At 54.8% G+C, this 24,355-nt stretch carries 19 protein-coding genes, 1 tRNA gene and 1 pseudogene; 15 read left to right on the forward strand and 6 right to left on the reverse strand.

Annotated features, from left to right (window positions below):
• The first annotated feature begins 22 nt into the window (after positions 1-22).
• From DT594_RS10375 to DT594_RS10400, 6 genes are all read left to right on the forward strand, one after another.
• Positions 23-841, forward strand: a complete 819-nt coding sequence (locus DT594_RS10375) for a symmetrical bis(5'-nucleosyl)-tetraphosphatase (RefSeq protein ID WP_149332589.1) — start codon at positions 23-25, stop codon at positions 839-841.
• Entirely contained in the window at positions 838-1,158 is a 321-nt protein-coding gene (gene glpE, locus DT594_RS10380; RefSeq protein ID WP_149332590.1) for a thiosulfate sulfurtransferase GlpE, read from the forward strand. Before DT594_RS10375 ends, glpE begins: the two co-directional genes overlap by 4 nt.
• A gap of 329 nt (positions 1,159-1,487) precedes the next feature.
• Positions 1,488-3,410: a PrkA family serine protein kinase gene (locus DT594_RS10385; RefSeq protein WP_149332591.1), complete on the forward strand. Its 1,923-nt coding sequence runs from the start codon at positions 1,488-1,490 to the stop codon at positions 3,408-3,410.
• 162 nt (positions 3,411-3,572) lie between these two features.
• On the forward strand, positions 3,573-4,844 hold the full coding sequence (locus DT594_RS10390) for a YeaH/YhbH family protein (RefSeq protein ID WP_149332592.1): 1,272 nt from the start codon (positions 3,573-3,575) through the stop codon (positions 4,842-4,844).
• On the forward strand, positions 4,841-6,394 hold the full coding sequence (locus tag DT594_RS10395; protein ID WP_149332593.1) for a SpoVR family protein: 1,554 nt from the start codon (positions 4,841-4,843) through the stop codon (positions 6,392-6,394). The genes DT594_RS10390 and DT594_RS10395 overlap by 4 nt, the downstream gene beginning before the upstream one ends.
• Before the next feature lie 105 nt (positions 6,395-6,499).
• A complete protein-coding gene (locus DT594_RS10400; RefSeq protein ID WP_149332594.1) occupies positions 6,500-7,744 on the forward strand; it encodes a multifunctional CCA addition/repair protein in 1,245 nt (414 codons plus the stop codon).
• A gap of 91 nt (positions 7,745-7,835) precedes the next feature.
• On the opposite strand, the gene folK is transcribed toward DT594_RS10400, so the two are convergent.
• Together folK and folB are read right to left on the reverse strand one after the other, a co-directional pair.
• Positions 7,836-8,384 (reverse strand): 2-amino-4-hydroxy-6-hydroxymethyldihydropteridine diphosphokinase, encoded by a 549-nt coding sequence (folK, locus tag DT594_RS10405; RefSeq protein ID WP_149332595.1) that lies wholly within the window; start codon positions 8,382-8,384, stop codon positions 7,836-7,838.
• Positions 8,381-8,743: a dihydroneopterin aldolase gene (folB, locus tag DT594_RS10410; protein ID WP_149332596.1), complete on the reverse strand. Its 363-nt coding sequence runs from the start codon at positions 8,741-8,743 to the stop codon at positions 8,381-8,383. The genes folK and folB overlap by 4 nt, the downstream gene beginning before the upstream one ends.
• A 105-nt stretch (positions 8,744-8,848) precedes the next feature.
• Here folB and plsY point away from each other — a divergent pair, with 105 nt between their 5' ends.
• Positions 8,849-9,433, forward strand: a complete 585-nt coding sequence (gene plsY / locus DT594_RS10415) for a glycerol-3-phosphate 1-O-acyltransferase PlsY (RefSeq protein ID WP_149332597.1) — start codon at positions 8,849-8,851, stop codon at positions 9,431-9,433.
• 8 nt (positions 9,434-9,441) lie between these two features.
• Here the strand turns inward: plsY and tsaD are convergent, their stop codons facing one another.
• Complete coding sequence (gene tsaD / locus DT594_RS10420) at positions 9,442-10,470, reverse strand: tRNA (adenosine(37)-N6)-threonylcarbamoyltransferase complex transferase subunit TsaD (protein WP_149332598.1); 1,029 nt, start codon at positions 10,468-10,470, stop codon at positions 9,442-9,444.
• Between the two features lie 240 nt (positions 10,471-10,710).
• On the opposite strand from tsaD, the gene rpsU reads away from it, so the two are divergent.
• The 7 genes from rpsU to DT594_RS10455 all read left to right on the forward strand — a co-directional run bounded on the left by rpsU (position 10,711) and on the right by DT594_RS10455 (position 18,575).
• Positions 10,711-10,926, forward strand: coding sequence for a 30S ribosomal protein S21 (gene rpsU, locus DT594_RS10425; RefSeq protein WP_022961595.1), 216 nt, complete (start codon positions 10,711-10,713; stop codon positions 10,924-10,926).
• A 296-nt stretch (positions 10,927-11,222) separates the two neighbouring features.
• Positions 11,223-13,091 (forward strand): DNA primase, encoded by a 1,869-nt coding sequence (gene dnaG / locus DT594_RS10430; protein WP_149332599.1) that lies wholly within the window; start codon positions 11,223-11,225, stop codon positions 13,089-13,091.
• Between the two features lie 99 nt (positions 13,092-13,190).
• A complete protein-coding gene (gene rpoD / locus DT594_RS10435; RefSeq protein WP_149332600.1) occupies positions 13,191-15,047 on the forward strand; it encodes an RNA polymerase sigma factor RpoD in 1,857 nt (618 codons plus the stop codon).
• 114 nt (positions 15,048-15,161) lie between these two features.
• Positions 15,162-15,238 (forward strand) — tRNA-Ile (locus DT594_RS10440).
• Between the two features lie 1,068 nt (positions 15,239-16,306).
• A complete protein-coding gene (locus DT594_RS10445) occupies positions 16,307-16,600 on the forward strand; it encodes an AlbA family DNA-binding domain-containing protein (RefSeq protein WP_149332601.1) in 294 nt (97 codons plus the stop codon).
• A 43-nt stretch (positions 16,601-16,643) separates the two neighbouring features.
• On the forward strand, positions 16,644-17,918 hold the full coding sequence (locus DT594_RS10450) for an MgtC/SapB family protein (RefSeq protein ID WP_149332602.1): 1,275 nt from the start codon (positions 16,644-16,646) through the stop codon (positions 17,916-17,918).
• Between the two features lie 249 nt (positions 17,919-18,167).
• Positions 18,168-18,575, forward strand: a complete 408-nt coding sequence (locus DT594_RS10455) for a transposase (protein ID WP_471716035.1) — start codon at positions 18,168-18,170, stop codon at positions 18,573-18,575.
• Between the two features lie 212 nt (positions 18,576-18,787).
• Here the strand turns inward: DT594_RS10455 and DT594_RS10460 are convergent, their stop codons facing one another.
• Both DT594_RS10460 and DT594_RS10465 read right to left on the reverse strand, forming a co-directional pair.
• Positions 18,788-19,462 (reverse strand): GGDEF domain-containing protein, encoded by a 675-nt coding sequence (locus tag DT594_RS10460; RefSeq protein ID WP_178091501.1) that lies wholly within the window; start codon positions 19,460-19,462, stop codon positions 18,788-18,790.
• A gap of 143 nt (positions 19,463-19,605) precedes the next feature.
• The gene (locus DT594_RS10465) at positions 19,606-20,064 is read right to left on the reverse strand and encodes a phosphate-starvation-inducible PsiE family protein (protein ID WP_149332605.1); all 459 of its coding nucleotides are present in this window, start codon (positions 20,062-20,064) and stop codon (positions 19,606-19,608) included.
• 511 nt (positions 20,065-20,575) lie between these two features.
• Here DT594_RS10465 and DT594_RS10470 point away from each other — a divergent pair.
• Entirely contained in the window at positions 20,576-21,313 is a 738-nt protein-coding gene (locus DT594_RS10470) for a carbonic anhydrase (RefSeq protein ID WP_149332606.1), read from the forward strand.
• A 48-nt stretch (positions 21,314-21,361) separates the two neighbouring features.
• On the opposite strand, the pseudogene DT594_RS10475 reads toward DT594_RS10470, so the two are convergent.
• A pseudogene (locus DT594_RS10475) lies at positions 21,362-24,355 on the reverse strand (Tn3 family transposase).

A 24,355-nucleotide genomic window follows, 5' to 3' on the forward strand; every position in this document is an offset into this window, starting at 1 on the left:
CCACCGCCCACAAGGCAACGCTATGACTACCTACGCCGTTGGCGACATTCAGGGTTGCTTGAAGCCCCTTAAATGCCTTCTCGACGAGGTCGCATTCAATCGCTCCTGCGACGTGCTCTGGTCGGTCGGCGATCTGGTCAATCGCGGCCCGGATTCGCTCGACACCCTGCGTTTTATCGATAGCCTGGGCAGCGCCTGTATTGCCGTGCTGGGCAATCACGATCTGCATCTGCTGGCAGCCAGCCGCGACGCCAGCCGCCTGCGTAAATCCGACACGCTGTTGCCGATTCTCAAGGCCGATGACCGTGAGCAGTTGCTAACCAGCTTGCGTCGGCGCCCCTTGGCGCATTGGGATGAGCGTCTGGGTGTGCTGATGACGCACGCCGGACTACCGCCCACCTGGACCGTCAAGCAAACGCTCAAACGTGCTGCCGAGGTCGAAGAGGTATTGCGCTGCGACGAGCGTCTGCCGCTGTTCCTGGATGAAATGTACGGCAACGAGCCTGACCGCTGGAAGCCCTCGCTAACCGGCCCGGCACGCCTGCGCTGCATAACCAACTATCTGACCCGCATGCGCTTTTGCAAGGCCGATGGCACTCTGGATCTGAAAACCAAGGAAGGCGTCGGCGCCGCGCCCAAAGGCTTCGCACCCTGGTTTACCTATCCCCGGCGCGATCCCCAGACCCAGGTGGTATTCGGTCACTGGGCCGCGTTGGAGGCAAAAACCGGCGTAGCGGGTATTCACGCGCTGGACAGCGGCTGCGTCTGGGGCAACAGTATGACCTTGATGAATCTGGATACCGGTGAGCGTCACCAGTGCAGCTGTGGAGAACCGACATGAGCGAGTTTCAACGTATCAGCCCCGAACAGGCCAACCAACTGCTGGAGCAGGGCGCAGCATTGGTCGATATCCGCGATCCTCAGAGCTACGCCCAGGGCCATATCAGCGACGCCGTGCGTCTGGATAACGACAGCCTGCCCGCTTACGTCGCCACAGCCGACAAGCACGCCCCGCTGATAGTCTGCTGCTACCATGGCAATTCGAGCCAGCCAGCAGCGGCCTATCTAGCCAGCTTAGGCTTCGAGCATGTCTACAGCCTGGACGGTGGATTCGAATTATGGCGCGCGCAGTATCCAAGCAATATCAGCAGCAGCTGACAATTCGCTGACAAATACCCGGCAATATTATTTTCCCGCATTTTTTTCCGAACGGTTGTGCCAGTACCGGCTAAACGTTCTATTCTGTAGCTGAGGCATTCATTACATGAAAGCCGGTCTGCCGGCTTCCGATAAAACGGGAGCCTGCCGGACCCCGCCGGGGAGCCATATCCTGCCCGCTGGACGGTCCGACAGACTCCCCGCCATGCCTGCGCGCGTTGGTACTGGGGGATTATTGCATCAAGGAAATGCTGTCGCCCTTTAACGGCCGTCAGGCTGGCCTATGGCCGGAAGTCGCAGACCTCATTCAGGTATCAGAGAGGTCAGTCATGAGCATATTCAGTCATTTCCAGAACCGTTTTGAAACCACCCGGCAGGAAGAGTACAGCCTGCAAGAGTATCTCGACCTCTGCAAAACCGATCCGCTCACCTACGCCACCGGAGCAGAGCGCCTGCTTCGCGCCATTGGTGAGCCGGAGCAGGTTGACACCTCAATGGACCCCCGGCTTTCACGCATTTTCTCCAACAAGATGATCAAACGTTACCCTGCCTTCGCGGATTTTCACGGCATGGAGGACGCCATCGAGCATATTGTCTCCTTCTTCCGCCACGCCGCCCAGGGTCTGGAAGAGCGCAAACAGATCCTCTATCTGCTGGGTCCGGTGGGTGGCGGTAAGTCGTCATTGGCGGAAAAACTCAAATCCTTGATGCAGCAGGTACCCTTTTATGCGATCAAGGGTTCGCCGGTATTCGAGTCGCCGTTGGGACTGTTCAGCCCCGATGAAGACGGCGCGATTCTCGAAGAGGACTACGGCATTCCGCGACGCTACATCAACAGCATCATGTCGCCCTGGGCGGTAAAACGCTTGCACGAGTTCAATGGCGATATCAGCCAGTTCCGGGTGGTGAAGCTGTACCCCTCGATCCTGCAGCAGATCGCCATCGCCAAGACCGAACCAGGTGATGAAAACAACCAGGACATCTCCGCGCTGGTTGGCAAGGTGGATATCCGCAAACTGGAAGAATTCCCGCAGAACGATCCTGATGCTTACAGCTACTCAGGCGCGCTGTGCCGTGCCAACCAGGGTTTGATGGAATTCGTCGAGATGTTCAAGGCGCCGATCAAGGTGCTGCACCCGCTGCTGACGGCTACCCAGGAGGGCAACTACAACAGCACCGAGGGCCTCGGTGCGATTCCGTTTAACGGCGTGATTCTGGCCCACTCCAACGAATCCGAATGGCATACCTTCCGCAACAACAAGAACAACGAAGCCTTTATTGACCGCATCTATATCGTCAAGGTGCCCTACTGCGTGCGCGTGACGGACGAAATTCAGATCTATCAGAAGCTGCTGACCAGCAGCTCGCTGGCCCACGCACACTGCGCCCCCGATACGCTGAAAATGCTTGCGCAGTTCACTGTGCTGTCACGCCTCAAGGAACCGGAAAACTCCAACGTCTACTCGAAGATGCGGATTTACGACGGTGAAAACCTCAAAGACACCGACCCCAAAGCCAAGTCAATCCAGGAATACCGTGACGCCGCTGGTGTGGATGAGGGCATGAACGGTCTGTCGACCCGTTTTGCCTTCAAGATCCTGTCCAAGGTCTTCAACTACGACAACAGCGAGGTCGCGGCCAATCCGGTGCACCTGCTGTATGTACTCGAACAGCAGATCGAGCAGGAGCAATTCGCCAACGATGTCAGCGAGCGTTACCTGCGCTTTATCAAGGAATACCTGGCGCCGCGTTACGTCGACTTTATCGGCAAGGAAATCCAGACCGCCTATCTGGAGTCCTACAGCGAGTATGGGCAGAACATCTTTGATCGCTACGTGATGTACGCCGATTTCTGGATTCAAGACCAGGAGTACCGCGACCCGGACACCGGCGAAATCCTCAACCGCGTCGCACTTAATGAGGAGTTGGAAAAGATCGAAAAGCCCGCCGGCATCAGCAACCCGAAGGATTTCCGCAACGAGATCGTCAACTTCATGCTTCGCGCCCGCGCGCAAAACAATGGCAAGAATCCATCCTGGCTGTCTTACGAGAAGCTGCGGATAGTGATTGAGAAGAAGATGTTCTCCAATACCGAAGATCTGCTCCCGGTCATCAGCTTCAACGCCAAGGCCTCCAAAGAAGATCAGAAGAAGCACGGCGATTTTGTCAGCCGCATGGTCGAGCGTGGCTACACGGAAAAACAGGTACGTCTGCTTTCGGAATGGTATCTGCGCGTGCGTAAGGCCCAATAACGGCAAAGTCGTTATTGGGCCGCTGCAAGCTTGACGCTACAAGCTGCAAGCAAACCTAGACGGCACACGCAGAAGTCACTTGAGCAAGACACCGCCAGCGTTTGGCTTGTCGCTTGAAGCTTGAGGCTTGAAGCTGCAACTCGGCGCTGGCCCGGAGGGGTCATGAGCTACGTTATCGATCGTCGCCTAAACGGCAAGAACAAGAGCACAGTGAACCGGCAACGGTTCCTGCGCCGTTACAAGACCCATATCAAGAAAGCGGTCGAAGAAGCCGTGGGTCGCCGTTCGATTACCGACATCGCTGGCGGCGAGCAGATCAGCATTCCTGGCCGGGATATCGATGAGCCGATTTTCCACCACGGCCAGGGTGGGCGGAAGACCGGTGTGCATCCTGGCAACCGTGATTTCAGCACTGGCGACCGCATTCCCCGGCCAGATGGCGGCGGTGGCGGCCAGGGTGGCAGCCAGGCCGGTGACAGCGGCGAAGGGATGGATGAGTTTGTATTTCAGATTACACAGGACGAGTTTCTTGACTTCATGTTCGAAGATCTGGCCCTGCCCAATCTGGTCAAGCGCCACCTGACCGGCACCGACACCTTCAAACCAGTGCGTGCCGGTATCAGCCAGCAAGGCAATCCGTCCCGGATCAACATAGTGCGCTCTATGCGCGCCTCACACGCCCGGCGTATCGCGTTGAGCGGCAGCAGCCGCCGTCGCTTGCGTGAAGCCACCAAGGAATTGGAGTTACTGCGCCAGCAACAACCTGACAATCTGATAGATCAGAAAGTACTGCAGGAGGAAATAGACGCCCTGCAAAAGCGTATTGACCGGATCCCGTTTCTGGATACCTTCGACCTGCGCTACAACCTGATTACCAAACAGCCCAACCCGAGCTCCAAGGCCGTCATGTTTTGCCTGATGGATGTATCCGGCTCGATGACCCAGGCGACCAAAGATCTGGCCAAGCGATTCTATATCCTGCTCTATCTGTTTCTGCGGCGAAATTACGAGCGGATCGAGGTGGTCTTTATTCGCCACCACACCAGCGCCAAGGAGGTGGACGAGGAAGAGTTCTTCTACTCTCGCGAAACCGGCGGCACTATCGTCTCCAGCGCTCTACGCTTGATGCAGCAGATCGTTGATGAACGCTATGCGCCCGGAGAATGGAACATTTATTGCGCCCAGGCGTCGGACGGCGACAACTGGAACGACGACTCGCCAATCTGCCGCGAGCTGCTGCTCAAGCAGATCATGCCGGCCATGCAATATTACTGCTATGTGGAAATCACCCCGCGTGAGCATCAGGCTCTCTGGTACGAATACGAGCAAGTCACCGAGATGTTCTCCGACAGTTTCGCTCAACAACAGATAGTCGATGCGGGTGATATCTACCCAGTCTTTCGCAAGCTGTTTCAGAAGAGGATGGCCACATGACCCGGCAACCTATCTCCACCGGATCGGAATGGACCTTCGACCTGATCCGCGAATACGACCAGGAAATTGGTCGTATCGCCCACGATGTCTACGGACTCGACACCTACCCCAATCAGATTGAAGTGATTTCCGCTGAGCAGATGATGGACGCCTACGCCTCCGTTGGCATGCCGCTGGGCTATCACCATTGGTCCTATGGCAAGCATTTCCTGCATACCGAAAAGAACTATAAACGCGGGCAGATGGGCCTGGCCTACGAGATCGTGATCAACTCGGATCCTTGCATTGCCTATCTGATGGAAGAAAATACCATGACCATGCAGGCGCTGGTCATCGCCCATGCCTGCTACGGCCACAACTCGTTCTTCAAGGGCAACTACCTGTTCCGCAGCTGGACCGATGCCAGCGCGATCATCGATTACCTGGTGTTCGCCCGGCATTACATCAACGAATGCGAGGAGCGTCATGGCATCGATGCCGTCGAGGATATTCTCGACTCCTGCCATGCGCTGATGAATTACGGGGTTGATAGGTACAAACGTCCCTATCCCATCTCAGCCGAAGAAGAGCGCCTGCGCCAACAGGAACGTGAGGAGCATCTGCAACGGCAGGTCAACGAGCTCTGGCGCACCATCCCCGTCAGTGCCAGCGCGCGGGACAAGCTGGCTCAGGAGCCGCGTTACCCTAGCGAGCCACAGGAAAACTTGCTGTATTTCATCGAAAAGAACGCGCCGCTGCTCGAGCCTTGGCAGCGTGAAGTGGTGCGTATCGTGCGCAAGGTCGCGCAATACTTCTATCCGCAACGCCAGACCCAAGTGATGAATGAAGGCTGGGCCACCTTCTGGCATTACACCCTGCTCAACCATCTGTATGACGAGGGCAAGGTCACAGAAGGCTTCATCATCGAGTTTCTGCAGTCGCACACCAGCGTGATCTATCAGCCACCGTTCGACAGCCAGTGGTATAGCGGTATCAATCCCTATGCATTGGGCTTTGCGATGATGCAGGACATCCGGCGTATCTGCGAAGCGCCCACCGAAGAAGATCGCCGCTGGTTCCCGGACATTGCCGGCAGTGATTGGCTGGAAACACTCAAGTTCGCCATGCGCACCTTCAAGGACGAGAGCTTTATCCTGCAATACCTTTCGCCCAAGGTAATACGTGACCTGAAGCTGTTCGCCATAGCCGATGACGAATCCGATGACCATCTGCAGGTTTCAGCCATTCACGACGACAGCGGCTATCGGGCGGTACGCGAACACTTGGCCGCCCAATACAACCTGGGCAACCGTGAGCCCAACATACAGGTGTGGGAAGTGGACCGCCGCGGTGACCGGTCACTCACCCTGCACCACCAGCGTCACGACGGTAAGCCTCTGGGCGAGTCCACTGGGGAAATGCTCAAGCATCTGCACCGGTTGTGGGGCTTTGATATCCACCTGCACAGCCTGGATGGCGCCGTAATGATGACCCAGATGCACGTCCCGCCGCGGCCGGAAAGCCCGAGTGACAAGCTGCCGCGCTTCGATCTGAATATTCCGCCTATCTAACCAGCCCCAGCAAAGGCAACACCTCTGCCTAGAGGGAGAAGCTTGCAGTTTTCAGCTTGAAGCTTGAAGCTTGAAGCTGAAAACTGGTTCGAGACCCTAGACTCAATGTCATCTACCTATTCCACCTATCTGGTTGGCGGCGCCGTGCGCGACCAACTGCTTGGCCACCCCTTCAGTGATTATGATTGGGTAGTCGTCGGCGCTACGCCGGAGGCCATGCTCGAAGCCGGATTTCGACCGGTTGGCCAGGACTTTCCGGTGTTCCTGCATCCAAAAACCGGCGAAGAATATGCGCTGGCGCGGACCGAGCGCAAAAGCGGCCAGGGTTATGGCGGCTTTACCTTCCACACCAGCCCGGACGTGACGCTGGAGCAGGATCTGATTCGCCGCGACCTGACCATCAATGCCATGGCCATGGACGCCGACTGCAAGCTGATAGACCCCTATGGGGGCCAACGCGACCTCGCCGCTCGCCTGCTGCGGCATGTGTCCCCCGCCTTTGTCGAAGATCCGATGCGCGTGTTACGCGTTGCCCGCTACGCCGCCCGTTATCACCGCATGGGTTTCAAGGTCGCCCCTGAGACCATGCAACTGATGCGTGAGCTGGCGGAGAGCGGCGAGCTACAGGCATTGACCGCGGAGCGTAGCTGGAAGGAAATCAGCCGAGCGCTGATGGAACCCAACCCCGAGATTTTTATCCGGGTACTGCGTGATTGCGGGGCGCTGGCCGAGCTCCTGCCGGAGGTAGACCGCCTGTTCGGCGTGCCCCAGCCCAAGGTCCACCATCCGGAAGTCGATACCGGCGAGCACTTGCTGCTGGTGCTGCAAGCCGCCGCCCGGATGCAACTGACCTTGGCTGCCCGCTGGGCCTGCCTGCTGCATGATCTGGGCAAGGGGCTGACCGACCCCGTCCATTGGCCCAAGCACCATGGCCATGAAACCAAGGGTCTGGCCGCGGTAAAAGCGGCAAATCAGCGCTGCAAGGCACCGCGCGAATGTCAGGAACTGGCGCTGCTCACTTGTGAATACCACACCCACTGCCACCGCGCGCTGGAGCTCAAGCCCGGTACATTGCTCAAACTGTTCAAGGCCTTCGACATCTACCGCCGGCCAGAACGCTTTGAGCAGTTTCTCGGTGCTTGCGAAGCCGATGCCCACGGCCGCACCGGGCTGGAGAACGAGCCTTATCCCCAGGCAGCCTATCTACGCGCAGCTGCCGCGGCAGCACGCAGTGTCAGTGTCGAATCGCTGCTGGCACAAGGATTGGAGGGGGCTGACCTGGGGAAAGGGCTGGAGCGTGAACGGGAAAAAGCGATTGCCGGTTTCAAAGCTGAGTATATCGTCAGTTGAAAACCAGCTTCATGACGGCCACCGCCAGGCCGCGGCAAGCTTCAAAATCAGGCCGAATACGGGCGCTCTAACGAGACTGAACGGGCAACCTTTACCTGCCCAAAGTCGAGCGCAAAGCATGCGCCTGAATTAATTCCACCGGCGTCAAAGCCCGGCCGCGCCATTCAAACGCCACCGGCCATAATGCCTGATTACCTTGCCAGTCTGCCCAGAGCTCGGCATGGGTGTGGCCACTGCCAGGCAATATCGCGTGCGGGGCCAGCAGGGCCAAGGGCCAGAGCACAAAAGCATTACGCCGGACTTCCGGCCGCGGCAGGGTCAGCCCCTGATGCTCACCCGCCAGATTACCGTAGGTAAGAACGTCGATATCCAGCGTAATGCGGCTCGGCGAAGGCGAATCACGCCGGCCGCAGGCTGCCTCAATCGCCTTGAGTCCGGAAGCAAGATCGCTCAGCGGCAGGTGCGTTTCGGCCCCGACAATCATGTTCAGAAAACGACGGCCCAATACGCCCACCGCGTCACTTTCAAATACCGGCGATACATCCAGTGGACCCAATAACTGCTCAAGCGCATCCAGGCCGCGACCGAGAAAATGCTCCCGATCGGTATTGCTGCCCACGCCGAGAAAAACCATGGTCATACGGGACGCGCCCCGCGCTCGATTAGCACGCCTACGCCACCGCTAGCCTGTTCTATCGCACCCGGTTTGGTCACGCGCAGGCGCAACCAGGGCACAGCAAATTCCTGCATCACCAGCGCCGCGACATGTTCGGCCAGGGCTTCGACCAGTTGAAATTGACTGCTGGCTACATACTCAAGCACCCGTGTGCTGACCGCCGCATAATCCAGCGTCGCACTTAAATCATCGCCCGCGGCAGCTGCTCGAATATCCCAACTCATTTCCAGATCGAGCACCAGCGGTTGCAGAATGGTCCGCTCCCAGTCATAAACGCCGATGACGGCTTCGACTGACAACCCTTTGATAAATACCTGATCCACAGGACGCTCCAGTTTTTTCGCTCAGGGTTCTACAAACGTGTTGAGCATGAGCGAGCCGAATACCATCGGGTCGACTACAATCGAATTTTGATCACGGCGAGAGCCATGCCCACTTCATTCATCCTGCTGCTGTGTATTGCCTATCTACTCGGCTCGGTTTCCTTCGCCGTGCTTATCAGCCTGTTGCGGCGGCTGCCGGACCCGCGCAGCATGGGCTCCGGCAACCCCGGCGCAAGCAATATGCTGCGGGTGGGCGGCAAATCCCTGGCGCTGGCTACCCTGCTCGGCGATCTGGGCAAAGGCGCGCTGGCCGTCTGGCTGGCCCAGCGTGCAGGGCTTGAGTCTGCAGCGCAAGGCTGGATCGCGCTGGCTGCGGTTACCGGCCATATCCTGCCTGTATTCCATCGTTTGCGCGGCGGCAAAGGTGTTGCCACTGCGGCAGGCGCACTGCTGATCCTGTCCTGGCCGGCGGCGTTGGTCGTCAGTGCAATCTGGCTGGCCACCTTTGCCACCCTGCGCATAGCTTCCGTCGCATCGATAACGGCCTGCGTATGTCTGCTGCCCTGGCTCGCCTGGCAGCGACCAGAGCTGTTACTGCCCTGCAGCATCATGGTGCTGTTGATTCTGTTGCGTCACCGGCTGAATATTGGCCGCTTGCTGACCGGCAGCGAGAATCACTTCAAGAACTAGCGTCACGCTCAGTTAATGGGCGGTAGCTCTTCCATCGGCCAGCGCGCCCGCGCCTCGATACCAGACTGATCGTGCTGGCCAGCCATCAGCCGCTGACAACCAGCGTAGGCGATCATCGCGCCGTTATCCGTGCAGAATTCCGGGCGCGCATAGAACAGCTCGCCCTTGAGCCCCTTGGCCATGGCCTCCAACGACGCGCGTAAGTGCCGATTGGCACTGACGCCGCCGGCGATCACCAAGCGATTCAGCCCGCAGGCCTTGAGCGCGCGCTTGCATTTGATTGTCAGGGTGTCGACCACCGCCTGTTCAAAGGCCAACGCCACATCACAGCGCGTCTGCTCGCCAGCATCACCCTGAGCGACACATTGCTGCCAGGCGTTCAAGGTAGCGGTCTTAAGACCACTAAAGCTGAAATCCAGACCGGGGCGATCGGTCATCGGGCGTGGAAAGACAAAGCGACCCGGGGTGCCCGAAGCAGCCAATCGGGCGATTTCCGGGCCGCCGGGATAAGGCAGCCCCATCAGCTTGGCGGTTTTGTCGAAGGCTTCACCGGCGGCATCGTCGAGAGATTCGCCCAGCAACTGATACTGGCCAATACCGTCGACTCGCACCAGTTGGGTATGCCCGCCTGACACCAGCAGCGCAACAAAGGGAAAGGCCGGGGGGGACGCCTCAAGCATCGGCGCCAGCAGATGGCCTTCCATATGGTGCACACCCAAGGCCGGTACGCCCCAGGCAAACGCCAGCGCCCGCGCGCAAGCGCCGCCCACCAGCAGCGCACCTACCAAGCCGGGGCCGGCGGTATAGACCACGCCGTCGACATCACCCTCGGCCACGCCAGCGCTCGCGAATACTTCCCGCATCAGCGGTACCAGGCGCTTCACGTGATCACGCGACGCCAGCTCGGGTACGACGCCGCCGTACACCCGATGCAGATCGATCTGACTGAACAAGGCGTCCGCCAGCAGCCCGCGCTCGCTGTCGTAGAGCGCAATGCCGGTTTCATCGCAGGAAGTTTCTATACCCAGAACACGCATAATAAATCAGCTACCGATGGACATCAGGAAAGTGGGCATGCATGATAATCGCCCCTTGGCCGCCAGACCAGACTTTCCGGGTGTCGATGCCCATCTGCCAGCGGGATTTTCACACTGACATCGAATCTTGTTTTGCATTTCCCGAATGAAGGCGGTAACATCCGCTCCCCTTAGAAATGCAATCGCCCACGGCCACGGCCGAGGGTTATGACCCACAGCACATTGTCAGAAAGGTACGAAATGCCTGCCGTCAAATTAAAAGAGAACGAACCCTTCGACGTCGCACTGCGCCGCTTCAAGCGCTCTTGCGAAAAAGCTGGTGTGTTGGCTGAAGTCCGCCGCCGCGAGTTTTACGAGAAGCCCACTACCGAGCGCAAGCGCAAGGCTGCTGCCGCTGTAAAGCGTCACGCCAAGAAGCTTCAGCGCGAACAGCGTCGTCACGTACGCCTGTACTGAGTTTCAGTCTGTCTGTTTGCGAGTCCGATCGGGCTCGCCGGGTCTGCACCGCAAGGTAGTGATCCAGACAGGCTGATACTGCTAAGCTCTACGCATCTTTCCGGCCTTCCAACGTATTGGAATGGGCTGGATTTTTGTGCTTGGCTGATTTCGTTGGCTGCTAAAGTGGCGCGTGGAGGCTGGCATGATCAGGCCGAACGCACCCCGAGATGGCGTAACTCGACCCAACCAGTCCGCGCAAAGACGAGAGCCGCGCTACTTACTGCGGCGGATATCGACATCGCAAGGCAGTCCCGATGGCAGGTTTGATTCCTCAAGGCTTTATTGACGACCTCCTCGGCCGCACAGACATCCTTGAGGTGGTTGGCTCACGCCTGAAGCTGAAGAAAACCGGCAAGAACTTCTCGGCCCTGTGCCCATTCCATAACGAAAAATCGCCCTCTTTCAGCGTCAGCCCAGACAAGCAGTTCTACTATTGTTTCGGATGTGGCGCCGGCGGCAATGCGCTGAGCTTCGTCATGGATTTCGAGCGGCTGGACTTTCCCCAGGCGGTCGAAGAGCTGGCGCGGCATGCCGGCGTTGATGTGCCGCGCGAAGAACAGCGCCCAGGCTCACGCCGGGAGCCCCGCGCGCCGCGCCAGGACAGCCCGCTCTACGCACTACTAGAGCAAGCCGCCGCCTATTACCGACAGCAACTGCGCCATCATGCGCAAAAACGCCGCGCAGTCGACTATCTGAAACAGCGCGGCCTGACCGGCCAGATTGCCAAACTCTACGATATCGGCTTTGCTCCGCCCGGCTGGGACAATCTGATGAACCACCTGAGCAAGGACAGCACCGAGGTCAAGGCGCTGATCGAAGCTGGTCTGGTGGTGGAAAACCCCGACAGCGGCAAACGCTATGACCGGTTTCGTGATCGCATCATCTTTCCGATTCGCGATAGCCGCGGCCGTACGCTGGGATTTGGTGGGCGGGTATTGGGCGACGACAAGCCCAAGTATCTCAACTCCCCGGAAACCCCGGTCTATCATAAGGGCCGTGAACTCTACGGCCTGTTTGAAGCGCGCCAGCAGAATCGTCAACTGGACGACGTCCTCGTGGTTGAAGGCTATATGGACGTTATCGCCCTCGCCCAGCACGGCGTGACGAACGCGGTAGCCACACTGGGTACCGCGACCAGCGAAGAGCACCTCAAACGGCTGTTTCGCATCGTCAACACTGTGGTGTTCTGCTTCGATGGTGACAAGGCCGGGCGCCAAGCAGCCTGGCGTGCACTGAATTCCTGCTTGCCAGTACTCGAGGACGGTCGTCATGTGCGCTTCATGTTCCTGCCTGAAGGCCAGGACCCAGACACGCTGATCCGCAGTGAGGGGCAGGACGCTTTCCGCGCGCGCATGGCGCAACAGGCGCAGGCACTGACCGATTACATGTTCCGCCACCTGTCCGAGGAAGCCAACCCGAATACCCTGGAAGGCAAAGCGCACCTGGCGACCCTGGCGCTGCCGTTGATTGAACAAATCCCCGGCAGCATGCTCAAACGTTTACTGCGCCAATCTTTGGAAAAGCTGACCGGGATGGATCTGGACAGCCTGCCGCCACCGCCTCCCCCACCTGCTGCAACGGACGAGTATGCAGACTATCAGGACGTAGAGCCCGAGAGCTGGGGCGACAGCCAGGAATATCAGCCGCGCCGTGTAGCCCAGCGCAGTAACAAGCCACGTAAAGCTGAACGCGCCGGCGTGGAGAACCCGTTACTGAATGCCGCGCGGACCCTGCTGCATCACCCACAGCTGGCTGGGCTGGTTAAAGAAGCTAACCAGTTTGCCGATGAAAAGGGTGAACAGGCGCAATTGCTGGTCGGCTTGATTGAAGCGCTGCAGAAAACACCTACACTGAGTACCGTGCAATTACTTGCGCGCTGGCATGGTACCGAGATGGGCGAGCAGCTCAGTCAACTGGCAGAAAAGGAATGGTTATTGAATATTCCTGACGCCAACCTTGAACAACAGTTTTTCGACACCATTAATAGTCTGGTAGCACGACAAACCGAGCGACGCATCGAACAGCTTCTCGACAAATCAGCGCATACACCGCTGACCACCGAGGAAAAGCAACAACTGCGCGAGCTCCTGCACAGGCGCCCAGCGCACGCTCCAGATCAGTAATCAGACAAGCTAAGGACTGCCCAACTGGCTTTACGGCCGGAAATCAGGGTATAATCCGCAGCTTACTTTTTTGTATACCAAGGCATCCAAAGGGTTGTTATGTCCGGAAAAGCGCAACAGCAATCCCGTCTGAAAGAGCTTATTGCCCGCGGTCGCGAGCAAGGCTATCTGACGTATGCGGAAGTCAACGACCATCTCCCGGAAGATATTTCCGATCCGGAGCAGGTTGAAGACATCATCCGCATGATCAACGACATGGGGATTACCGTCTTCGAGACGGCGCCCGATGCCGATGCCCTGCTCCTGGCAGACAACGATGCCGACGAAGCCGCTGCTGAAGAAGCCGCTGCTGCCCTTGCCGCCGTTGAAAGCGATATTGGTCGCACCACTGACCCAGTGCGCATGTATATGCGCGAAATGGGTACAGTCGAGCTGCTGACCCGCGAAGGCGAAATCGAAATCGCCAAGCGCATCGAGGAAGGCATCCGTGAAGTCATGGCTGCCATCTCCATGTTCCCCGGTACCGTTGACGGCATTCTCGCCGACTACCATCGTGTAGTTGAAGAGAGCGGTCGCCTGTCCGATATCTTCAGCGGTTACATTGATCCTGATGATGACGGTCTGTCCGGTGGCGCGCCCGCAGTGGAAGAAGCCCCTGCCGAAGCCAAGACCGACGACAAGGACAAGGACGACAAAGACGACGATGACGACAGCGACGACGACGCCGAGGAAGAAGGCGACGGCGGTCCTGATCCTGAAGTCGCACGCCTGCGCTTTACCGCCATTGCCGATCAGTTGGCCAAGACCAAGAAAGCCCTGAAAAAGCACGGCCGTGGCAGCAAGCAGGCGACTGCTGAGCTGGAAGAGCTGGCCCTGCTGTTCATGCCGATCAAGCTGATTCCCAAGCAATACGAAGCGCTGGTTCAGCGGGTTCGTGGTGCCCAGGACCAGATCCGTGCCCAGGAACGCGCCATCATGCAGCTGTGTGTGCGTGACGTACGCATGCCCCGCGCCGACTTCCTGCGCGGCTTCCCCGGTAACGAAATCAACACCGACTGGGTTGACAGCCTGCTGGCCGACAAGCCGCGCTACGCTGAAGCCCTGGAAGACCGCAAGCCCGACATTATCCGCGCGCAGAAGAAGCTCGCTGGCCTGGCCCAGGAAGCCGACCTGACCATCTCCGAGGTCAAGGACATCAACCGTCGCATGTCGATTGGTGAAGCCCGTGCCCGTCGCGCCAAGAAGGAAATGGTCGAAGCCAACCTGCGTCTGGTGATCTCGATTGCCAAGAAGTACACCAACCGCGGCCTGCAATTCCTCGATCTGATTCAGGAAGGCAACATCGGTCTGATGAAGGCCGTGGACAAGTTTGAATACCGTCGCGGTTACAAGTTCTCGACCTATGCCACCTGGTGGATTCGTCAGGCGATCACCCGGTCGATTGCCGACCAGGCACGCACCATTCGTATCCCGGTGCACATGATCGAGACGATCAACAAGCTCAACCGTATCTCGCGGCAGATGCTGCAGGAAATGGGTCGCGAACCTACTCCTGAAGAGCTGGGCGAGCGCATGGAAATGCCCGAGGACAAGATCCGCAAGGTATTGAAGATCGCCAAAGAGCCGATCTCCATGGAAACGCCGATCGGTGATGACGAAGACTCGCATCTGGGCGACTTTATCGAGGACTCGACTATGGAATCGCCGATTGATTCGGCTACCGTGGAAAGCCTCAAGGAAGCCACTCGCGAAGTTCTCTCCGGCCTCACCGCACGGGAAGCCAAAGTCCTGCGCATGCGCTTCGGTATCGATATGAATACCGACCACACGCTGGAAGAAGTCGGCAAGCAGTTTGATGTAACCCGTGAGCGTATTCGTCAGATCGAAGCCAAGGCGCTGCGCAAGCTGCGTCACCCCACGCGCAGCGACCACCTGCGCAGCTTCCTCGACGAGTAAGCGCACTGCAGTGACGAAAACGCCCGGCTATGCCGGGCGTTTTTATTTCCGAAGTGCATAACTATGGTCAGCAGCCGTCTCAATACGTATAATTCGCGGCGTTCGCACTATCGTGGGCCCATAGCTCAGTTGGTCAGAGCAGGCGACTCATAATCGCTTGGTCGTAGGTTCAAGTCCTACTGGGCCCACCATTATATTGCGCAATCAGACCCTATTGTTCTTAGAACCATAGATTGGCCGGTTTGGCCACACTATGGTAATAATCGCGACGTACCGTGTCCGCCCAAAACATCAAGCTTCCTAGCCGCACGAGCTACGGTCAGAGCCAACCCTACAGCAAGCACATTCTTCGTCAGCCTTCACGGCCGCTACTTCGCTCGCTTGGGCTGCTCGGGGAGCGCTAACTGCCGCACCCTAACATGCGACTGCCAAGCCGTTCGGCCAGGCAAAGAGTCCGCACAGTGACGCTCTCATTGGTAATGTGCAAGCAAAGCAATGGCGAACTCACTCATCCACGTAATCCACATACAGTCCTCGCAAGGCCGCAGCTGCATGGGTAAGGCAGGAAGCTAAGTAAGGAGAACGGACTATTAATCCTCACTACGCAGAAGCAATCATCAGCAGCGACATCGCTCTTTAACGATGAATCTAGACTTTTGGCCTCAGTCGTTTCCCGCGGGCCGAGAAACGCCAGAGCTTTTCCGGCTCAAAGCTGGGATAGGATAAACTCAAAAAAAGTAGCATTGCTACGTGAGGAAAATCTATGAACATTGAAACAGAGGAACAAAGGGAGCCGGTCCATGACCTGAACTGCGATTTCTGTGACAAAGACCTTCGATCAGGAGAGCTACCTCCCGAGTTCGGGGTGCTCCGAGCAAACTGGGGGCCCGGCTCTTCCCATGATGGCGAGAGCTACGAGCTCCGGCTCTGCGAAACGTGCTTTTTCAGAATACTTGCAGACGTCAAGCGCGAGCGTTTGGTGCGCTCCATGTTCGATGATTACGAAGAGGACCATAGTGAATTGCCCCACGTATTCTAGACACATCGCGTAGGACCGCTTTTTGGCCGTTAACAGCCTGTCCGCCCAGACTGCTTTCGGCCAGAAACCGTCATTCAGCGCATACAAATTTAGAGGTGACTCAGAAGACCTTCAAGCCATGCACAAAACTGTTGATTGGTTTACTTTAATAAGGCAGCCTCATAAAGACAGGGTAGGGTTAGCTCTACTAATATAATTCGCACGATCACGGAACGTCACCATGGATGAAGCGCATTTCGAACAGCTGCTCAAGCGGTCGGAGTCTGACACTCTAGATTTTAAATCACAGGGTTACTCATTTTCAGATAACGACTCGTATGAGTCCAATGTCAATCGAGCTAAATTCGCCAAGGATATAATATCTATGGCGAATACTCCCCGCGACCATACCGCTTTCATAGTGATAGGGGTGGAGGCAAAAAAGGACGGTAGCAGGACCTTACGCGGCATGAATTTAACAGCTGGCGCGACAACTACCTTGAAAAACGCCGCTTTCGTTATGCCTAAATGCTAATTCTTAATAAAACTCCAAAACTAAATAAACAAAGGCGAACGATATGTTTCAAGAATTTATGCCTTTTCTCACCGCTGTAATCATCGGACTATTAGTTGGTGTTGAGAGAGAACGATCAATAAACCAGGACGGTAAAAAAACAATATTTGGTGTTCGTACTTTTCCTTTGATCGCTTTGTTGGGTGTGGTTTCTGCGCATATTGGAAATGAACCCCTTCTTATTATCATAAGTATATTTGTGTGTACTCTTGTTCTTTTAAGCCATATGCACAGTATAAGGAAATTTAATTCTGATATTTCTAAATTTGGAGCAACAACAGCTGTAGCCGTTGTTTTAACTTTTATTCTTGGCTATTTGGCAAATTCTAATAGTCAGATAGCATTGATATTGACCGTGATTGTATTTGTATTATTAGCGATAAAAAAGCAGTTACGTATGTTTGCTCAATCAGGCATCAGTGAAAAAGAAATGAATGCCGTACTCACTTTTCTTATGAGTGCTTTTGTTATTCTACCGCTATTGCCTAATGAGTTTGTCGACCCTTGGAAATTGATTCACCCCACACGAATATGGCTTTTGTTTGTAGTTATAGCAGGTATTGAATTTGCTAGTTACATTGCTTTACGTCAAGTAGGAACAAAATTAGGGTTAATCATTACCGGTTTGTTTGGCGGGTTCGCTTCCGCAACTGCTACAACATTGACCCTAGCCCGACATGCTAAAAACCAGCCTCAAGCCCTATGGTTGGTAACAAGCGGTATTATCTTGGCAGACGTTACTTCGTTATTAATGCAATTAGTGGTGTTAATGGTTATCGCGCCTGAAGTGTCTACGTCTTTAGCGCTATATTTAGGGATACCAGCCCTTGTCGGTGGACTTTTTGTAATTCTAATTACACTATATTTAGGAAAAATGGTAGAAGAAAATACAATCGAGCTTGGCATTGAGAATCCAATATCTTTAAAGAAAACTATTAGCTTTGCATTAATGATATCAACAGGATTGGTTGTGATTGCACTAGCTCAGCGCTGGTTTGGTGAAGTTGGTTTGTATTTAACTTCGGCGTTAGGCGGAGCGACAAGCTTAAGGGTTGTGACTTTCTCTGTTTCAGAGCTGGCGAGTTCAGGCGAAATTTTAATTGCGATGGCTGCCATCGCAATTATTATTGCAATGGCAGCAAACATGATAGTGAAATTGGTTCTTATTCAGCGCGCAGGCGGTACCAAGCTCTTCATTATTTGTTCGTTGTTTTTTGCTGGAATTCTTGCCAGCTCATTTGGCGTCTATCTATTTTATGACATTATTAGCTTAGAATAGATTATTGCAATATGCTAACTAGCAGTCAGCTATTTGGTTAGCACTTGATTTCTATTTAGTCGCCCGTTAACAACTGATTAAGACATTAATTTGTAACGATAATAATTCAAAAAAATGCACTGCAAATTGCAAGAAAAGCGTTTTTTACTACGCAAAACCTTGCAATTTGGAGTGTGATTATTGTGAAACCTCGTCATCCAAAAGAAGTAAAAAACGACGATTTATTCTGCTCGCGCCTGACCCCCCATCATCAACACGTCGCATGAATTAGTCAAACTTACTGACCGTATTGATTGGGCGCATATCGATAGCCAATGTCAACCGTTCTTTTCCGTTGAAGGTCGCCCCGCGATTCCATCCCGTTTGATGGTGGGGTTGCATCTGTTAAAAAGTATGTACGCTTTATCGGATGAAGCCGTGTGTGAACGCTGGATTGAAAATCCCTATTACCAATATTTTTGCGGTGAAGAATTTTTCCAGCATCGGTTTCCGATTGAACGTTCCTCCATAACCCATTGGCGTAAACGCGTAGGTGAAAGTTTCTTTGAGAAGCTGTTACAAGAAAGCTTGCGCATTGCGTTTGATGAAAAAGCCTTGAAGAAGAATCAACTGCAACGCATCGTAGTGGTGACCTTTCCCCCGAGAATAAAACCATGAATTTTCATAGGCTAATTCTCTCAAGAAAGTTAGCCTCCGACAAACCCGGGGCGATTCAGAATTTCAGCTAAGTAAAACATTATAAAGGCCGGTGCCAATCAATCCTAAAACCACGTCCGACTCACCTTCATTATCAAACTAGGCGGCATCATCATGGGTAATATTCTTGTGAAAATCCATTCCGCCCATTTGTCTTAACTCGATACATTAGCTTATCGGCTATCCTCGATAGCTCTTAAAAAATCGGGCGGAGTTACAGCGTAAGTTACAATACCCATACTAAAGGTTGTTTGCCATTTGTGTTTCAACATTCTTTCGTTCAGTTTGTTTCTTAAATTGATGGCATACATTAGTGCATGCTCTCTATCAGCACTCAAAAGAATTAAACAAAACTCATCTCCCCCCAGGCGACCTATAACATCATTTTTTCTGATATTCTCGTTCATTACTTGTGCTGCTTCGAATAAGAGCTTGTCACCAATTTTATGGCCATATACATCATTTATGGATTTAAAGTTATCAACATCAATGAAAATAATTGTTATTGGCAACTGCTGACGATTACCGGTTGAAAATGCAACCTCTCCATTTTCATAGAATGATCTTCTATTTGGTATTTTTGTAAGGCTATCTTCGCGCGCTAATTGTGACTCCCTGATTAACAGTCGACGAATATAACGAAGCAGGTAAGTTACGTAAGCCAAAATGAGCGCATGAACTGTTGAATTAAATAGAAACGAAAATACATCAATATTTCCATGTGCTATTAAATAATCACTAATAGTCCATGAAAGAATTGCCAAGATCGTAATAAAAAAACAGAACAATGCGCCAGCAAACCATGAGGCAACTATAATAGGAATAAGAAAAAAAAAGATGAAACTCAAATGAGGGACCAACTATAAAATGCAAATAACCAATTAAAATTACACTCGAAAGGGATAATGCTTTAAGCGAAAAATCCATTCTTAAGCTTGGTCTAGACAATACCAAATCGCTCATATTCACAAAACAGTTCCGCCCTTTAACATTATTCGTTACTCGGCAAGCCATGCTTCTTGTTTGGAACGATAACAATGAAGTAGTAGGCAATAGATAAAGCCAGAATCACCGCTCCAGTTGCATAGACATAATTGTAATCCATCTCATTGTAGTCAAATATAATGACTTTCCGTGCTGCGGCCATAAGCGCAGTGCCTAAAACTATCTCCACCGCAAGCCTTGAATTGTGGCTGTCGTGGGCGTAAAGAATTAGATTGTGATAAATTTCAATTGCAATTAAAACGGCCATGAAAGCACCAAACGTGGCAAGGATGTCTTTTATTTCCAATAGCATAAATGGTGGAGCCATAAGTCTTTGATAAAGAACATAAACTATGTCCGCAACCCCCCACATGATGACAACCACCATGATTACGGCAATCGTTTTTGCAACATACTGTATTATCAAATCCATTTTTTTTATCAATTCCGAATCTTCGGCACTCATTGTTGTTACCTTATAATGTGAATATGTCGCAAAACAGAGTAATGATTTTAGCTGTAAAAATCATTACATTTATAAAATCGTGGATAGTAGATTCAACTTCCACGACGCGCTCATCTCATTGTAATACCGCAGCCAACTTATCACCCACGGCTATCATAACGTCGACAGCATTGATGTTCTAAGTATTTGTGAGGGTTAGCTGGTTTAGCAGCCAAGCCATAAAGTGTTTTGCTAGGTGCTGCTCCGCCGCTAGCCCCCGGTGTCAGGATAGTTGTCGCGTCAGCTGATCGAAGAGCAGAGAGACTGGGGGCGGAAAGAAGTGAAGCATGAGAGGTTATTGGGGTTTGGGGAGCAATGGAACCAAAAACCAACGTAAGCCTTACCACCTCCGCTCAGAGCCTTCTTCCTAGGCAATTCCCTCGATTGATCTTCCGTACTTTTCGAAAGTATTGCTGACGGCAATGTGCATCTGAGTTAATGTGGCCCAACACCACAATCTAGGAGCTGAACAATGAGCCAATCTGACCCGCAACACCCATCCCGCCGCATGCTGCTCAAGCGCGGAGCTGCCCTTTCCACATTGGCGATTACTGGAGTGGCCGGGTTAACTGTGCCTTCAGTGTCTTTTGCCGCAGCGCTTAGCAAAGAAGAGCGAGATAAAATGACGCCGGATGAGGTCATTGAAAGCCTGAAATCTGGCAATCTGCGTTTCCGTGAAGGCAAAATGCAGCAGCATGACTATTTGGCGCAAAAGCGCGCCAGTCAAAAGGGGCAGTATCCGTCAGCGGTAATTTTAAGCTGTATTGATTCGCGCGCTCCGGCGGAAATCCTGCTGGATGCCGGTATTGGTGAAACGTTTAACTGCCGTGTGGCTGGCAATGTGGAAAACGAAGACATTCTCGGCAGCATGGAATTTGCCTGTGCTCTGGCAGGGGCCAAGGTAATAGTGGTGATGGGGCATACCTCCTGTGGTGCGGTGAAGGGTGCCATTGCCAACGCCGAACTGGGAAACCTGACTGGATTGCTGAGCAAAATTAAACCGGCAATTACTGAAACGGCATACGCAGGTGAGCGTACGGCTGACAACTATGACTTTGTCGATTCCGTTGCCCGCACCAACATCAAGATGACGCTGGCCGATATCCGTCAACACAGCCCCACCCTGAATAAGCTCGAGCAGGATGGGAAAATAAAAATTGTAGGCGCTATGTATAAGCTTGTGGGTGGAGAGGTTGAGTTCTTTACCTGAGAATAAATAACCGTCAGCCTGGGCATGGCCGCTTTCGATCACAAACAGCTACAGGTCTTCCTCTGGATTACGCAGTGGCCGTAGCTCACCTCGGGCGACTTCTTCCGGTACCGCGAAGGAGTACCGTCCCAACATATTGATATGCTCGAAGATCAGCGGCGACAGCCGAACCAGATCCTCTTCCTGCACCGGGTAGCCGTGCTGCTTTAGCCGTTCCACAGCTGCCGTCATTTAGAGGGTGTTCCACAGCACGATGATGTTCACCACCAGGCCCAAAGCACCGAGTTGATCCTCTTGACCTTCGCGATAGCGCTGGCGAAGCTCGCCGCGTTTGCCATGGAACACGGCACGGGCCAGGCTGTGCCGACCTTCGCCTCGGTTCAGTTGGGTCAGGGTGGCGCGGCGCTTGGACTCATCATCGATGTAGGTCAGTGTGTGCAGGGTTTTCTCGATCCGCCCAAACTCTGCCAGCGCTTGGGCCAGGCGGGTCGGACGATCTCCCGTTTGCAGCGTGCGCATGATGCCGGTCGCCGGCACTCGACCGAGCTTGAGTGAACCAGCTAGGCGTAGTAGGTCATCCCAGTGTTCCGCGATCAGGTCGAGCTTGACCGACTGCCGGGCGAGTCCGTTGAGCTTGCCGTAATCCGCTTCTGGGCGTGTGCGCCAGAAGCGGGTGCCGCCGACATCGGCCAAGCGCGGGCAGAAGTGATAACCGAGCAAACGGAACAACCCGAACACCACATCGCTGTAGGCACCGGTATCGGTCATGATTTGTGTGGGCTGCAATTCGGTCTGTTGTTCCAGCACAACCGCAAGCAGTACCAGGCTGTCGCGCAAGGTGCCGGGTACTGTGATGGCGTTCAGGCCGGAGAACTGGTCGGAAATCAGGTTGTACCAGGTGACGCCCCGGCCGGTACCGAAGTATTTCGGGTTGGGCCCAGCATGCACGGTGCGCACTGGTACGACGAAACGCATGCCATCGGCGGAGGCCACTTCGCCGCCGCCCCAGATCTGAGCCAGCTCCAGTTGGCTTTGCGCCGACACCAGAATGGCGTTGGCTGCTGACAGGGTGTCGTCACGGAGATAGTTCTGGCTGACCCACGACAGCCGATCACGGCGCAGCGCTTGGTTATCGTTGCGGATCAATGGCTCCAGGCCGGTGTTACAGGCGCCTCCCAGCAGCACGGCGCACAGACTTGTCACCAGGTTGTCGGCCCGCGTATTGCGTTCGGATACATGGGTGAAGGCCTCAGCGAAGCCGGTACGGGCCGCGATTTCCAATAGGATTTCCGGCAGATCGACACGCGGCATCAAGTCGGCCACTGCTGCACGCAGTTGCAATAGCGAGTTTGGCTCCTCCAACTTGTCCAGCGCCCCGAGGGACAGCTCGGTTTTACCCTCTGCGCTCTCACTTAGCTGGATGGCCGGGTTGTCGGGAAGTCGGGCGGCAACCGCCTGCCACGTTGAATCCAGCTCAGCAGACAAAGCGTCCAAAGTGGTTTTGGCGTCGATGGTCAAGCCCAGTGAGCGGCAGATGATCGGTCGCGCCGACAGCCATTCTGCGCCATCGAGCAGACCGATACGCGGGTCGGCATAGCGCCAACTGGGTGCAACAAAGACATCGCGGCGGCGTAGGGCCGTGCGTAGTGCATCGAGCGTGCAGAAGACATAGGCGCCCATGTCGAGGGAGCCATCTTCGCGGGTGATGTGGTTCTGCCAGGCCTTGGCAACAATCTCCTGCGGCGCGTCATCCTCGGGCTTCCTGCGAGGTAGATTCAGTTGCAACCAGTCCAGACTAGCCGCCACCCCCTTGCCGGCGGGACTGAAGCCGAAGCGAATATGTTTCAGAAGATCGGGAAGGAAGCGGCGCACACTGCGGTAGCGCTCCTCCAGGGCGAGGTAAAATACATCGTTGGCCGGACGGATCAACGCAGTGACCTCTTCCAGGGCTTTCTCCAGCCTGACACGTGGCAGGTCGTTGAACAGCTGGGAACGGACGTTGTCATCGCTGATCGAGCTATCCAGCACGACCTTGCACGCAGCAGCGAGTGTTGCCGCCGAGCGATCCAGGTCTTTTAGGCTACGCAACCGGGCTTTCTTGTCAGCCTTCTCCGCATTGTTGAAAATATCACGTAGTAGCGCCTCCAGAACTTCCAGCGCATCGTCGTGCGCACTGGCTTCAAGGGAAACCGCGAACGCCACCAGCGTCGCCAACCGGCGCGACGCCGGCAGTCGATTGATGGCCGTGACCTTGGCCGTGTTGGAAAAGCGGGCCAGGGCTGCAATACGGCTGGGCGGGATATGTGCAGCCGGCGGCAAGGCGATACCCAACCCACGCACATCATCCAGCCGACGCAGCGCCCGAATCAGAGCAGGGCCACTGACCATCACCGGGCCGGAGCGTAGTTGATCCAGCCGGGAACTGCGGTTGCCTTCAGCCACCAGAAGCAAGTCTTGTAGGTGTTGTCTCTGTTCCTCGGTCACGCTGCGGCCTAAGGTGTACCAGAGGCGTTCTTCAACGCGGCTACGCAGTTGGGCAATGAAACGCTCTAACTGGGAAACCCCAGGCAATAGGACTTTCTGTGTGAACAGCCATGAGGCGGCTCGTTCAAACAGCACACCAGGCCGATCTGTGCCTGTCCAGCAGAGGGCATACAGCCATCGGCTCAAACGAAAGCCGATGCCAGGGTCTGTAAAGTGGCGATAGCCATAGCGCTCTTGAATATCGGCCGTATGTATCCAGCGACGATGATCGCTGTAACGCGCAAGACAGTCAGGGTCGGCGATTGCCAATTGCCGACAAAGTACATGCAGGACTTCCACCGGCACAGCAACGGGCTTGTCCGGCAAAACACCCACGAAGCGAACGGTAGTCAGCAGAACGGCATAGCCCAGGCGGTTATGGTTGCCGCGTAGTACCTGGACGGCTTCACGGTCTTCATCGCTCAGGTGGAAGTAGCGCTCCAGTTCATCACGGCTGGGTGCCTCGATGTAGCGACCAAAGCCGTCGCGCTGCTCCTGGGTCAGAAAGCCGACCGGCAT

The organism is Halopseudomonas laoshanensis (assembly GCF_008365385.1).
Taxonomy (GTDB): domain Bacteria; phylum Pseudomonadota; class Gammaproteobacteria; order Pseudomonadales; family Pseudomonadaceae; genus Halopseudomonas; species Halopseudomonas laoshanensis.